General features: G+C 65.8%; 8 protein-coding genes and 1 tRNA gene. 5 read left to right on the top strand and 4 right to left on the bottom strand.

Annotation, left to right across the window (positions count from 1 at the left end; all coding sequences use genetic code 11):
* Positions 1-796: 796 nt before the first annotated feature.
* A complete protein-coding gene (locus tag F6S87_RS04765; RefSeq protein WP_163227427.1) occupies positions 797-1,885 on the bottom strand; it encodes a glycerol dehydrogenase in 1,089 nt (362 codons plus the stop codon).
* Positions 1,886-2,109: 224 nt separating this feature from the next.
* On the opposite strand from F6S87_RS04765, the gene F6S87_RS04760 reads away from it, so the two are divergent.
* Positions 2,110-3,267 (top strand): AraC family transcriptional regulator, encoded by a 1,158-nt coding sequence (locus tag F6S87_RS04760; protein WP_331270750.1) that lies wholly within the window; start codon positions 2,110-2,112, stop codon positions 3,265-3,267.
* 75 nt (positions 3,268-3,342) lie between these two features.
* On the opposite strand, the gene F6S87_RS04755 is transcribed toward F6S87_RS04760, so the two are convergent.
* The 3 genes from F6S87_RS04755 to F6S87_RS04745 all read right to left on the bottom strand — a co-directional run bounded on the left by F6S87_RS04755 (position 3,343) and on the right by F6S87_RS04745 (position 6,059).
* The gene (locus F6S87_RS04755; RefSeq protein ID WP_269202066.1) at positions 3,343-4,506 is read right to left on the bottom strand and encodes an ABC transporter permease/substrate-binding protein; all 1,164 of its coding nucleotides are present in this window, start codon (positions 4,504-4,506) and stop codon (positions 3,343-3,345) included.
* A 354-nt stretch (positions 4,507-4,860) separates the two neighbouring features.
* Positions 4,861-5,727 (bottom strand): ABC transporter ATP-binding protein, encoded by an 867-nt coding sequence (locus F6S87_RS04750; RefSeq protein WP_163227425.1) that lies wholly within the window; start codon positions 5,725-5,727, stop codon positions 4,861-4,863.
* A gap of 246 nt (positions 5,728-5,973) precedes the next feature.
* Positions 5,974-6,059: transfer RNA gene (locus tag F6S87_RS04745), tRNA-Leu, on the bottom strand.
* 325 nt (positions 6,060-6,384) lie between these two features.
* Here F6S87_RS04745 and tgt point away from each other — a divergent pair.
* The 4 genes from tgt to F6S87_RS04725 all read left to right on the top strand — a co-directional run bounded on the left by tgt (position 6,385) and on the right by F6S87_RS04725 (position 14,536).
* Entirely contained in the window at positions 6,385-7,779 is a 1,395-nt protein-coding gene (gene tgt, locus F6S87_RS04740; RefSeq protein ID WP_231129337.1) for a tRNA guanosine(34) transglycosylase Tgt, read from the top strand.
* A 225-nt stretch (positions 7,780-8,004) separates the two neighbouring features.
* Complete coding sequence (locus tag F6S87_RS04735) at positions 8,005-10,068, top strand: S1C family serine protease (protein WP_163227424.1); 2,064 nt, start codon at positions 8,005-8,007, stop codon at positions 10,066-10,068.
* Positions 10,069-10,349: 281 nt separating this feature from the next.
* The gene (locus F6S87_RS04730; RefSeq protein WP_231129336.1) at positions 10,350-12,824 is read left to right on the top strand and encodes a heavy metal translocating P-type ATPase; all 2,475 of its coding nucleotides are present in this window, start codon (positions 10,350-10,352) and stop codon (positions 12,822-12,824) included.
* 263 nt (positions 12,825-13,087) lie between these two features.
* Positions 13,088-14,536: an FAD-dependent oxidoreductase gene (locus tag F6S87_RS04725; RefSeq protein ID WP_163227423.1), complete on the top strand. Its 1,449-nt coding sequence runs from the start codon at positions 13,088-13,090 to the stop codon at positions 14,534-14,536.
* Positions 14,537-14,582: the final 46 nt, after the last annotated feature.

The following is a 14,582-nucleotide window of genomic DNA, read 5'->3' as shown; positions in this document are numbered from 1 at the left end:
CCAACATGTCACGACCCCGAGCTGGCGGCTCGGGGTCGTGACATGCAAAGGTAGCGAATTCGGTGATGGTGCCGATAGGTTCGAGTCGATTCGAAAGGGATTGATTGTCATCGAAAGATTTTCGTGAACACGGCAACATTGACGCGAACACGGCAACATTGACAGAGTCCGCGTCAATGTTGCCGTGTTTTTTGCCGTGTTTCCTATGTTTTTGTCAATGTTGCCGTGTTTTTTGCCGTGTTTTCGTCAATGTTGCCGTGTTCATTGCCGTGTTGCCGAGTAGAGTGTCAATGCTCCTGAGTCGACTGCAGTACGGACTTGAGAATGATCGCCATGGTCTGTTATCCACGGGAGCGTGTTTTCAGCGTGTTTTCGTGGCGCCGAAAATGGCGTCCGGGATATTTGTTGATGAGCGTTATCGGTAGGAACGTGTTTTGGGGCTCCCGTACGTGTCATCGCCGATAATCGCTGGAAACCATTATCGGAAAGAAGCCGTTTTAGGACCACCGGATAAGGGCTAAGTCCATGATCCAAGAGGATTGGGCGTCAAGGACATGACGACGGCAGTCGGGAGGGCATGCAACCGCACATGCTGGCCTGACTGCCGTCGTCATTGCGTCGGTGATGCTTGCAGTTGATGCGGTCATCTCCCTTCGGGTCGAACAGGAAAGCGTGTGAGGCATGATCCGGCGGCGCGGACGGGTCGAGGGATGTGGCTCGTCCGCGGCCGCGCCGCGGAACCATGTGCGTAACGGAGCGAGGAGGCGCTCCGTACGGGTGAATCGTGACCGATGCCTTACTTGATGACGGCGTCGAGCTCGTTGACGGTGCGCAGGGCGGCGGCGACGTCGGCCGGGGTGACCTCGAACGGCATGTTGCCCATCGTGTCGTCGGGGGCGCAGGCGAGCTCGCCGACCTTGAGCAGGTCCTCGTCGGTCGCGTCCTCGATGCCGATGCCGGCGAGCGTGGTCGGCAGGCCGACGGCGCGGAAGAAGCGGTACGCTTCCTCGAAGTCGGCGGTCGGGCGGTCCTCGAGCACGAACTGGGCGAGCGTGCCGTACGCGACCTTCTCGCCGTGCAGGTATGCGTGCGTGCCCTCGAGCACCGTCAGGCCGTTGTGGATGGCGTGCGCCGCCGCGAGGCCGCACGACTCGAAGCCGATGCCGCTGAGCAGCGTGTTCGCCTCGACGATCTGCTCGACCGACGCGGTGCGCAGACCCTGCCTGACGGCGGCGAGCGCCTTGACGCCGTCCTCGATCAACAGGTCGTGGCACAGCTTCGCCATCGCCTGGGCGGCGTTCGTGGCGTGGCCGCCGGTCATCGTGATCGCGTTCGACTTCACGCAGGCGAGCGCCTCGTAGTAGGTGGCGTACGCGTCGCCGAGGCCGGCGACGAGGAAGCGGGCGGGCGCCTTCGCGATGATCGCGGTGTCCATGATGACCTTGTTCGGATTCGCCGGCAGCGGCAGGTAGCGGTCGAACTGGCCGTCGTCGGTGTACAGCACCGACAGTCGCGAGCACGGCGCGTCGGAGGACGCGGCCGTCGGCGAGATGATGACCGGCAGGCCGGCGTAGTAGGCGACGGCCTTCGTCGTGTCGAGCGTCTTGCCGCCGCCGATGCCGATGACGGCGTCGCAGTCGCCGAGCAGCGCGCGGTGGCGGTCGACTTCCGTCATCGAGCATTCGCCGCCGAAGACTTCGTAATGGTACGGCGTATTGGATTCGTCAAAGCTGGAAACGATCTCGTCGTGGTACATCTTGTCGATGAATCCGTCGACGATCAGGTATGCGCCCTTCTCGCCGAGCTCGCGATATTCGTCCGCGAGCGACGCGAGCGCGCCTTCCTGCTGAATGTAGCTTCCCGGCGAGCACAGAACTTTCCTCATCGTGATACCTCCTCGTATTCGTGTGTCGCGTCCACGCGGGCTGGCCGGCGCTCGCCGTCGACAATGACGGCTGTTCGTTTCGTTGGCGGCAGTGTTGAAATCGGCAAACTTCATGCACTGCGGTGTGCGCTGGCGTGAATCGGTGAACACTGATAAATAGTACGATTCGCCACGCATGGCCGGCACGGAATTCTATGGAAATCGAATGGCGTATTATCAAAATCGTGTCAAACGACGATGTGCTTGTGAATGCCCCCTCGAATGTTTCCCCGAAGAATCCGCTGACGGTCTTTTCGGACCGGTCGGAACGGCCGCACTACAACGTGCCCGGCCTGGCGCTCTATGCGAGGCGCGACCGGCTGAGCCGGTACGGCTACCACATGGCGTGCCACTGGCATCGGGACCTCGAGTTCATCCATGTCGTCGGCGGCCGGACCAGTGTCTTCGTCAACGGGGAAGTGCGGGTGCTTGGCGCGGGCGAGGGCATCGTCATCAATTCGCGGCGGCTGCACTACCTGTTCTCCGACGACGGCGAGGAAGCGCAGTTCGTGTCCGCGGTCATCGATCCGGCGCTGTTCGGCGCGATGCACCCGCAGCTCGAGCGGGCGATGCGCGAGCATGACGGCGACGACCGCGCCGATTTCGTCCTGCTGACCGCCGACGACGAGGAGGACCGGCGGCTGCTGTTCGGCATCGACGAGTTCGAGGCGACGCTGGCGGGTGCGCGGCGTGGCGCGGGTGCGAACGCCGGAACGAATGCCGGCGGTGCGGGTGGCGTGGGCGATGCCGGTGGCGCGGATGACGTGGGTGGTGTGGACGATGCCAGTGGCGCGGCCGGTGCAACGGACGCGAGCGGAGACGCGGAGGCGTCGCTGGACCTGCTGCGGGCCGTGTCGCAGGCGGCGAGGCTGTGCCTGCTGGGACTGGAACGGATGGAGAAGAGGCCGGAGGCCGACGGGAGCGGGGCCGGATCCGGTGGCGCGGACGGCGCGACGATTGGCCAGGCGGCCGCGGTTGATGCCGAGGTCAGGGGAAGGTCGCGCGAATCGTTCCTCAACATGGTGGCGTTCGTCCGCGAACATGTCGCCGGGCGGCTGTCGCTCGACGCGATCGCGCGCGCCGGCGCCGTCGGCCGCAGCGAGTGCTGCGAGCTGTTCCGCACGCACGCCGGCCGCACGCCGAACGATTACGTGACCGACTACCGCATTGCGCGCGGGCGGCGGCTGCTCGGCGACAGCGCGATGTCGATCGGCGAGATCGCCCGCGAGTGCGGCTTCGCGTCGCCGTCCTATTTCAGCTACGTCTTCCGCCGTCGCATGGGCTGCACGCCGCGCGACTACCGCGCCCGCGAACGGGCCGGCGACGACGGTGCGCGGGAATGACTGGTGCGTGTGGGTTCGAGTCCCATCTCGCACACGCTGGCAACGGCCTGACGGCCTGTGGGATGCCGGCGGCCGTCAGCCGAGCAGGCCGGCCTGGGTCAGGTAGTCGCGGGCGACGTCGGCGGCGGCCTTGCCTTCCACCTTGACCTCGTAGTTCATCCGGCTCATCTCGTCGTCGGTGATCTTGCCGGCGAGCTTGTTGAGCGTGGCCTCGAGCTCGGGGTGCTCCTTGAGGAGCGATTCCTTCATCAGCGGCGCTCCCTGATAGGGCGGGAAGAGCTGCTTGTCGTCCTCGAGCACGGTCAGGCCGTACTGGCTGATCTCGGCGTCGGTGGAGTAGGCGTCGACGATCTGCACGTCACCTTCGGCGATGGCCTGGTAGCGCAGCGACGGCTCCATCGTCTTGACGGTCAGGTCGAGTCCGTAGAGCGACTTGAGGCCGCGGCCGCCGTCGTCGCGGTCGTTGAACTCGAGCGTGAAGCCGGCGACGGCGCTGTCCTGGACTTTCGCGAGGTCGCTGATTGTCGACAGGCCGTACTGCTGGGCGTAGTCCTTCGTGACGGCGACGGCGTAGGTGTCCTGGAACGCCATCGGCTTCAGCAGCACGAGGTCGTCCTGGGCGAGAATGCCGTCGCGGGCCTGCTGGTAGACGGTGGCCGGATCGGTGGAGCGTTCGGGCGCGGTCTCGAGCAGGCTTTCGGTGATCGTGCCGGTGAATTCGGGATAAATGTCCACGTCGCCGCGCTTGAGCGCTTCGTAGACGAACGTCGTCTTGCCGAAGTTGGGCTTGACTTCGGTGGCGAGGTCGGTGTCGTGCTCGATGAGCTGCGCGTACATGTTCATCAGGATCTCGGGCTCGGGGCCAAGCTTGCCGGCGATGACGATCGTCTCGCGGTGCTGCCAGCTGGCGACCATCTGCGGCACGAACGATCCGGTCAGCGCGACGACGAGCGCCACGAGCGCCGCGAGCATCGTGCGCAGGGAACGATGCTCGAGCCAGCCGATGCCCCAGTTGAACAGCAGCGCGAGCACGGCCGACGAGATCGCGCTGATCAGGATCAGGTCATTGTTGTTGCGGTCGATGCCGAGCAGGATGAACGAGCCCAGGCCGCCGGCGCCAATCAGCGCGGCCAGCGTCGCCGTGCCGATGATCATGACCGCGCTGGTGCGCACGCCGGAGACGATGACCGGCATCGCGATCGGCAACTCGTACTTGCGCAGCCGTTGCCAGCGCGTCATGCCGAACGCGGTGCCGGCCTCGACGAGCTCGGGGGTCGATGCCGTCCAGCGCGGTGACCGTCGCCTGCATGATCGGGAACAGCGCATACGCCGTCAACGCGGTGACGGCCGGACCGGTGCCGATGCCCATGATGGGGATGAGCAGGCCAAGCAGCGCCAGCGACGGGATGGTCTGGATGATGCCGGTGACCTGCAGGACGCCGGAGGCGAGCTTGCGGCGGCGCTGGATGGCGATGCCGAGCGGCACCGCGATGACGATCGCGATCAGCAGCGACAGCAACGAGACCTGCAGGTGCTGCAGCAGCGCGGTGCCCCAGTCGCCCCAGCGGTCATGCCACGTAGTGATCAGCGAAGTCATAGGCGCCCCCTGTGATCGGGTCGGCGCCTGGCTGCCGGCCCGGTGTCTTGCGAAGTCCGGCCGGTACGACCGGCGTGCCCGGCTGCATGGTCGACGGCGTGCTTGGTGGCGTGGTCGGTGGCGCGGTCGGCAGCGTGATCGGTGGCGCGGTGTGCGAAGAATTCCCTGACGAAGCCGTCGGCCGGGGCGTCGGTCACCTGGGCCGGACTGCCGACCTGTGCAATGCTGCCGTCATGGATGACGGCGATGCGGTCGGCGAGCAGCAGTGCCTCGTCGATGTCGTGCGTGACGAACAGCACTGTCGTGCCGGTGCCGTGCTGCAGGCGCTTGATCAGGTCCTGCAGCTGGGCACGCACGATCGGATCGAGCGCGCTGAACGGCTCGTCCATCAGCACGATGCGCGGATTGGCCGCCAGTGCGCGCACGATGCCGACGCGCTGCTGTTCGCCGCCCGACAGCTGCTCGGGCAGCCGGTCCATGTAGTCGTCTGGATCGAGGTCGACCTGCCGCAGCAGGTCGCGCACGCGGGCGGTCCGCTTGTCGGGCGCCCAGCCGTTGAGTTCTGGAATCAGCGCCGCGTTCTGCGCGACGGTGAGATTCGGAAACAGCGCGCCCTGCTGGAGCACGTAGCCGATGGACAGTCTCAGCCGGCGCATGTCCTGTCCGGCGATGTCCTGCCCGTCGACGAGGACCGCGCCGTCGTCGGGCTCGACAAGGCGATTGACCATCTTGAGCATTGTTGTCTTGCCGCCGCCACTGGGGCCGACGAGCACGAAGAATTCCCCGTCCTTCACTTCCAGCGACACGTCGTTGAGGACCGGCGAGTCGTCGTAGCGCTTGATGACATGGCGGAATTCGATCATCGCGCCTCCCGGCTGCCGGCGCCGCGCGCACGCTGCCGGTCGTGGTCCGTTGCCGCCGTCGTGGACGGCCTGGTATGTGAGCTGGCCATGACACATAGGGTGGCACTCATGTCCAATGTCGGCACGCTTTGCGGGCATGTCACGACGACATGCGGCGTTTCCATGGACCTCTGGAGACCTCCGGAACCCCTTGAAAATCCCCGGAAAACAGAAAACCGGAACCGATTTCCCGGTTCCGGCCTTGTCTGGTGCGAGTGGGGGGAGTTGAACCCCCACGAGCATACACTCACTGCCACCTGAAGACAGCGCGTCTACCATTCCGCCACACTCGCAGACAAGTGAATAAATTACACCCTCCCTCCCAGATGTGCAAGAAAGACGAGAATGTCGGCGTGTCGCACGGGTCTTCTTCCCCGATGACGAGCGGAATGGATCCCCTGGAAGGGGATCGCTGAGCGGCACAGCCGCGAAGCGAGGGGTCGACTTTCGAAGCGCAAGGGAACATCCCGGCGCGCGCTCGCTGCCTTCGGCAGCGTCGGCGGTCGACCCTCAGCCTCGCTACGCTCGGCAGCTCCCTTCCAGGGAGCCTGCCCCTCCTCTTATGCCATGCAAATAGGCAAACGGGCCCAATCGTGGTCGACTAATAGAGTGGTGGGCATGACTGAAATGGATGAATCGACGCAGGAGAATGGCGTGACGGACGGCGCGACTGGCGGCGCCAATGTGAACGGAACGGCGGCGCACGGGGTGCCGTGGGGACTGCTGGACAGGCCGCGGGGCGCGGAGCCGGGCAAGCCGGGGGATCGTTCGCAGTTCTATTTCGAGCAGAAGACGCGACTGGAAAGCCGGGCCGACGGCCTCGGACGCGACGGCGCGCGCTACGGGCGCACCGGCGTCATCCACACACCGCACGGCGACATCAGGACGCCGGCGTTCGTGCCGGTCGCCACGCAGGCCGCGATGAAGGCCGTGCTGCCCGAGTCGATGAAGGACCTCGGCGCGCAGTGCCTGCTGTCGAACGCGTTCCACCTGTTCGAGCGGCCCGGCGAGGATGTCCTCGACGCCGCCGGCGGCCTCGCCAAGTTCATGAACTGGGACGGCCCGACGTTCACCGACTCCGGCGGCTTCCAGGTGCTGTCGCTCGGCGCCGGCTTCAAGAAGACGCTCGCGATGGACGTCACCGGCATGAAGTCCGACGACGTCATCGCCGACGGCAAGGAACGACTCGCGTTCGTCGATGAGGACGGCGTGACGTTCAAGTCGCCGCTCAACGGCTCGATGCACCGCTTCTCCGCCGAGATCTCGATGGGCATCCAGCACAAGATCGGCGCCGACATCATGTTCGCGTTCGACGAGCTGACGACGCTGATGAACACGCGCGGCTACCAGGAGGAATCGATCGAGCGCACGTACCGCTGGGCGCAGCGCTGCGTCGCCGAGCACAAGCGGCTGACCGAGGAACGCGTCGGCAAGCCGTATCAGGCGCTCTACGGCGTGGTGCAGGGCGCGAACTACGAAGACCTGCGCCGCCGCGCGGCGTCGCAGATCGCGTCGCTCGACTTCGACGGCGTCGGCATCGGCGGCGCCATCGAGAAGCGGATCATCGGCGACACCTGCGCGTGGATTTGCGACGAGATGCCGGAAAACCGCCCGCGGCACGTGCTCGGCATCGCGGCCGTCGACGACATCTTCGCCTGCGTGGAGAACGGCGGCGACACGTTCGACTGCGTCGCGCCGGCCCGCTGCGGCCGCAACGGCGCCATCTACACGCGCCGCGGCCGCTACAACGTCAAGCGCGCCGAAAACAAGTTCAACTTCGAGCCGCTCGAGGAAGGCTGCCAGTGCTACACCTGCACGCACTACTCGAAGGCGTACGTCGATCATTGCCTGCGCGCCCGCGAAATGGACGGCTTCACATTGGCGACGATTCACAACGAGTATTTCTTCGTCCACCTGCTCGACGACATCCGCGCCTCGATCGACGGCGGCTACTTCGACGAATTCCGCGACGAGACAATGGCCCACTTCTACGAAAACGGCAGCCGCGGCTGAATCGCAAGGACGGAGCTCCCTTCCAGGGAGCTCCGTCCTTGCGATTTGGGGAATAAGTGAGGACCGGAACTGCTTTTTACGAATCGTACGAACAATTCATTTCCCAGACTAAGAAATCTCTCAGCAATCTGTCAGCCGACTGATTTTTACTTCTAGGAAGAAACTTCAACCGCTGGCAAAATCAGCGCGGGCGCGCCCGCGAAGAGATCGATGAAGGAGAAAGCAATGGCTGAAGAAGAGAACGGCCTCGGAACGCCGTCGTCGGGGCCGAACACGGCTTCGAATTCGAACGATTCTTCCGTTTCTGCCCATCAGTCCGAGACTTCCGCGGCGCACTCGACGACCGCGAACGATTCGACCCGCACCGGAGCGGCCGCAGGGGATGGCGGCTCTTCCTCCACCGCGGACACCCATGTCATGCCGCCGGCCGGCACCGCCCACACCGCTACCCACGCCGCCGACGCGACCCAGCCGATCGCGCACCCGACGTCGGTGACCGGCGAGGACCGGACGGCGTCGCCGTACCGTCTGGCACCGCAATATGGCGCCTATGATCCGAACCGCACGGCGAACATCCACGCGAACGGTGCCGCCAACGGTGCAGCCAACACGAACGGCGCTTCCGCCAACGGCAACAACGGCACGAACGGCGCCCGCACGCCGTACGGCCAGCAGTATGGCAACGCCGCGAATGGTGGCCGAGCACAGTACGGCCAGTACGGCGCGAACAACGGCAGCAACAATGCGTATGGCAACAACGCCAACCCGAACGCCGACATCAACCGCGGCTTCGGCAACCCGTATGCGACCGGTGCGAACGGCGCGAACGGTGCCAATGGTGCGAACGGCGCCAATGGCCCCGCGAACGCCGCCAACGGCGCGACCGGCAATGGCTCCGGCGCGAATGGCAACGGAACGCCGAACGGCCCGACGGGCGGATCGTTCAATACCATGCCGAACAACCCGAACGGCCCGAACAACCTGAACGGCCCGGCGACCACGAAGGCGAAGAGCGGCCACCCGGTGCTCGTCGGCGTCGTGTCGGCAGTCGTCGCCGCGGCGCTGTGCCTCGGCGTCGGCTACGCGGCGATCACGGAGGGCTGGGTGACCGGCCCGGCGTCGAGCTCGCTGACGTCGGTCAGCTCGCGGACGTCCGCGAGCGGCACCGCCGTCGTGCAGGGCACCGACGCCGACTGGACGAGCGTCATTTCCGCCGTCTCGCCGTCCGTCGTCTCCATCCAGAGCACGCTGAGCGACGGCACCGCGAAGGGCTCCGGCGCCATCCTTGACACGAGCGGCCACGTCGTCACGAACAACCATGTCGTCGAGGGCGCTTCCGAGATCCAGATCACGCTCGACAACGGCGACATGTACGAGGCGACCGTCGTCGGTACCGACGCGACGACCGATCTCGCCGTGCTGCAGATCACGAACCCGCCGTCCGACCTGACGCCGGTGACGTTCGCCGACTCCGACCAGCTGACCGCCGGCGAGGCGATCATGGCGATCGGCAACCCGCTCGGCTACGAGGGCACGGCGACGACCGGCATCGTCTCGGCGCTCAACCGCCCGGTCTCCGTCATGGACGAGGACTCGAGCACGACGATCGTCACCAACGCCGTCCAGATCGACGCGGCCATCAACCCCGGCAACTCTGGCGGCCCGACGTTCGACGCGGCCGGCCAAGTCATCGGCATCAACTCGTCGATCGCCTCCACCGCTTCGTCGTCTGACGAGGCCGGCTCGATCGGCATCGGCTTCGCGATTCCGTCGAACCTCGTCAAGCGCGTCGCCGAGGAGATCATCAAGAACGGCTCCGCCACGCACGTCGCGCTCGGCGTCACGATCACGTCCGACACGGTGACGGCCGACGGCGTCACGCGCGGCTCGGCGAAGGTCAACTCGGTCGTCTCCGGCAGCCCGGCCGAGACGGCGGGCCTCAAGGCCGGCGACGAGATCGTCGCGTACAACGGCAACGCCGTCACGAACAGCTACTCGCTGCTCGGCTTCGTGCGCGCCGCCGCGATGGGCGACACCGCCAAGCTCACCGTCGTCCGCGACGGCAACACGATCGAGCTCGACGTCACGCTCAACCAGGAGGAAAGTGACGTCAACGGCTCGTCGAGCTCGTCGAACGATTCGTCCGGCAACTCCGGCAACTCGGACAACGGCTCCGGCTCCAACGGGTCCGGCAACGGCTCGAACGGCTCCGGTTCCGGCAACTCCGGTAACGGCTCCGGCAACTCCGACGACAACGGCGGCGTGACCGACCCGTTCGGCCTCTGGTAAACCGCGCTTGGAAAAGAGCTCCCCTGACGGGGAGCTCTTTTTCGTTGCGCTCTGATACGATCGGGGGTTGTCGTTGAAGACGACAAATTGGATTCGGTAATCCGGATCACTGATAACTGAAGACTGATCAATCTTTTTACGCCGTGTGTCGGATGCCAAGGTGCCTTAATCAAGCCGCCTTGCGGGGACCAACCGGAGTCGCAGGGAATTCGATGGGCTAACAAGGCGTGAAGCAAACCTGGACCGACTGGTCTGGGCCGATACTAGCGTAAGGAGATTCGATGAGGAAAATCATCGATCTTTGCGGGGAAGTGCCGCTGCTGCCGATCTCGATCGTCGCCGCGCTGCCGCTCGCCCTCATTCCCGACTGGCGACCGTGGCTCAATCCCGGCCAGACCGTCGCCGCCGGCGGGTTCCACCCCGGCGTCGGCGAGTGGATCATCATCATTCTCGTCGCGTACACGGTGCTGCTGTCGATCAGGAACATGGTCGAGGAGCTCAAGGAAGGCCACGTCGGCGTCGACCTGCTCGCCATCGTCGCGATCATCTCGACGGTCGCCGTCCAGCAGTACTGGGCCAGCTGGGCCGTCATGCTGATGGTCGCGTCCGGCGACGCGATCGAGTCGTACGCGCAGTCGAAGGCGAAGTCGAGCCTGACGGCGCTGCTCAACGCCGCGCCGCAAACCGCCCACGTCGTCACGCTGCCGGGCGTCAATCGTCGTCATTCGAACGATGCTTCCGCGTCGGACGATTCGTCCGACGGCAGTGTTTCACGTGCTAATGGCGATATTTCCCGTGAAACACCGGGTCTGGGCGCCGCGGGAGCCGCAGTGCAGCAGGCGACGGCGGCCAATACGTCCGGCGACGGCCGTGCCGCAGCGGCAGGTGCCGGCGCGCAGGCCGATGGCCACGCGGACGGCGGGAAGGAAGAATCGTTCCCGTCCTTCCGTCACGTCGACGAACTGCTGACGAATCCGGAGGCTGGCGAAACGCCGGATGCCGTGCCGATCCTCAACGGCGTGGCGCAGGCGAGCGACGACGATCTCGACCAGGCGGCCCATCATTTCGAGACGGTGCCGGTCGGCGACGTCGGGATCGGCGACGTGCTCGTCGTGCTGCCGGGCGAGACGGTGCCGGTCGACGGCACGCTGATCAACGGCACGGCGACGCTCGACCTGTCCAACATCAATGGCGAGCCGGTGCCGCGCACCGTCTACGCCGGCGCCGAGGTGCTGTCCGGCTCGGTCAACGGCTCGACGGCGATGCTGATCCGCGCCACGCGATTGGCGAAGGACTCGCAGTACCAGAACATTCTCGAGCTCGTGAAGTCGGCGCAGGATTCGCGGTCGGCCGCCGTCAAGACCGCCGACATGCTGGCCGTGCCGTTCACGATCGTCTCGTTCATCATCGCGTTCGTGGCCTGGGGCGTCTCCGGCTCCGGCATGCGATTCGCGCAGGTGCTCGTCCTCGCCACTCCCTGTCCGCTGCTGATCGCCGCCCCGGTCGCCTACGTCGCCGGCACCGGCCGGCTGGCGAAGCACTCGATCCTCGTCAAGACGCAGGACGTGCTGGAGAACCTCGGCCGCGTCACCCATATCTTCTTCGACAAGACCGGCACGCTGACCGTCAAGCAGCCGCAGGTCGTGCGCATCGAGCGCGTGCGGTCGGCTCGTGGCGCTGCCGAGTTCACCGAGGACCAGCTGCTGGTCATGGCTGGCATTGTCGAGAGCTACTCGGTCCATATCCTCGCGAAGGGCATTGCGCAGGCCGGCAAGGCGGCGATGGTGCGGATGGGCAAGCTGACGGCGCCGACGGCCGGCGTCGATCCGGCCGCGTCGAAGCGCGTGCCGCAGCACGAGGACTATCCGGTCGTCAAGAACATCGCCGAGGAAGCGGGCCGCGGCGTCTACGGTGTCGTCGACGGACACGAGGTGCGCGTCGGCCGGCTCGCGTTCGTCACCGAGACCGGCCCGGTCGCCGTGCGCAAGCAGTCGGACAAGTCGGCGGCCGGCGAGGCCGCGAAGGATGCCGCCGACCGCGCCGCCGCGCAGAAGGCCGCCGAGGCCGCGCAGTGGCCGACGACGCTCGAGCCCGACGAGATGGCGACCTATGTGTCCGTGGACGGACACCTGGCCGCGAGAATCGTCCTGCGCGACATCCCGCGCGAGAACGCCGTCGCCTCGATCGCCGAGCTCAAGCGGATGGGCGTGACGAAACTGACGATGCTGACCGGCGACAAGCGGGCGTCCGCGGAGCTGATCGGGCGCGAAGTCGGCATCGGCGACGTGCGCTACGAACTGCTGCCGGAAGACAAGGTCAACGCGGTGCGGTCGGCGGAGGCGCACGACCGCGACCGACAGCCGTGGTGGGACAAGGTGTGCGAGAAGTTCCTCGGCGAGTCGATGACGCGGCCGATCACGATGATGGTCGGCGACGGCGTCAATGACGCCCCGGTCCTCGCCGTCGCCGACATCGGCGTGGCGATGACGGACGGCACGTCGACGGCGGCTTCCGAGTCGGCGCAGGTCGTCATCATGGACGACGACATCGGCGCCGTGCCGCTCGGCATCTCGATCGCCCGGCACACGAAGAAGATCATGCTGCAGGCCGTGTTGCTCGGCATCGGCCTGGCGATCATCGGCATGCTGTGCGCCGCGTTCAACCTCATCCCGGTCGTCGTCGGCGCCTTCCTGCAGGAATGCATCGACGTCGTCTCGATCCTCTGGGCCCTGACCGCGATGTTCGACAGGAACTAGTAGTACAAGCTCCCTGGAAGGGAGCTGTCGGCGAAGCCGACTGAGGGTCGACCGCCGACGTGCTCCGAAGGAGCACGAGAGCGCGCTGGGACGCGAGTGCTTGACGGAACGTGAGTCACGTCGTACCCGATCGTCCCAGCGCGCACGCGTCGCTTCGCGACGACGTGCGGTCGACCCTCAGTCTCGCTACGCTCGACAGCTCCCTTCCAGGGAGCTCTTTTTCTTTCCTTGGTGACATCTCAGCGGTGCGGTAAATTGGGAAGGTGACTCAAGATTCTGAACTTCGCATTGCCGTTATTGGCGCCGGCCCGGCCGGCGTGTATTCGTCCGATATTTTCCTGCGCCAGCTCAAGAAGCTGGGCGACGAGCTCGGTGTCGGAACCGAGGCGCGAATCGACCTGTTCGAGAAGCTGCCGGTGCCGTTCGGCCTCGTCCGCTACGGCGTGGCGCCCGATCACCCGTCGATCAAGTTCATCTCGTCGGCGCTCGAGAAGACGCTCGACAACCCCGACATCCACCTGTACTGCGACGTCGAATTCGGCAGCGACGTCACGCTCGACGAGCTGCTCGACCGCTACGACGCCGTGCTGTTCGCGACCGGTGCCGTCAAGGACAAGCCGCTGAAGCTGGAAGGCGCCGATCTCGACGGCGTCTACGGCGCGGCCAAGTTCGTCGAGTGGTACGACGGCTATCCGACCGGCGCCCGCGAGTGGCCGCTGGAAGCCGAGGAAGTCGCCGTCATCGGCGGCGGCAACGTCGCCATGGACGTCGCGCGCGAGCTCATGCGCAACGCCGACGACCTGAAGAATCGTACCGACATTCCCGACAATGTGTACGAAGGCATCAAGGCCAACAAGGCCAAGACGCTGCACCTGTTCATCCGCCGTGGCGTGGCACAGGCCAAGTTCAGCGTGCAGGAGCTGCGCGAGATGGAGAAGCTGCCGGGCGTGCAGCTCATCATCGACGAGGACGACTTCGAGCTCGACGACGAGACGATCGAGGAAGCCGGCAAGGACAAGCTCACGCGCCAGATGGTCGAGGAGCTCTTCGCCATCCGCGAGATGGCCGAGGACATGGAGGACGACGGCGACGTCGACTTCGAGGGCAACCCGGCCGACCGCCAGTACTTCATCCACTTCAACTCGGCGCCGGTCGAAATCCTCGGCGAGGACGGCAAGGTGCGCGGCATCAAGGTCGAGCGCACGCGCACGTCGGCCGACGGCAAGATGACCCGCACCGGCGAGTTCGTCGAGTACCCGGTGCAGGCCGTCTATCACGCGATCGGCTACAAGCCGGAAGCGGCGCCGGGCATCGCCTACGACGAGAAGGGCGCGCACCTGGCCAACGCGAACGGCGACGGCCGCATCACCGTGTCCGCCGAGGACGGCGAAATCCGCGAGCGTCTGTACGCTACCGGCTGGGCCAAGCGTGGCCCGGTCGGCCTGATCGGCTCGACGAAGTCCGACGCGCTGCTCATCGTCACGAACATGCTCGAGGATCTCGCGAAGGCCGCCGAGGGCGGTCGCGTGGCGCCGGATCGCGATCCGGAATCGATCGACCGGCTGCTCGAGTCCCGCGGCGTCAAGCCGATCGACTTCACCGGCTGGAAGAAGATCGACGCCTACGAGCGCTCCGAAGGCGCGAAGGAAGGCCGCGAGCACAAGAAGGTCATCGACAACGAGAAGTTCCGCGAGCTCGCGCACGCGGAGTAGGTGATAGCTCCCGGAAAGGCCGCAAATGCTCGCTAGCTCGCATTTG

Origin of the sequence: Bifidobacterium choloepi (assembly GCF_010667615.1) — a bacterium.
In the GTDB taxonomy this organism is placed as follows: domain Bacteria; phylum Actinomycetota; class Actinomycetes; order Actinomycetales; family Bifidobacteriaceae; genus Bifidobacterium; species Bifidobacterium choloepi.
This window is presented reverse-complemented; position numbering and strand designations above follow the sequence as displayed.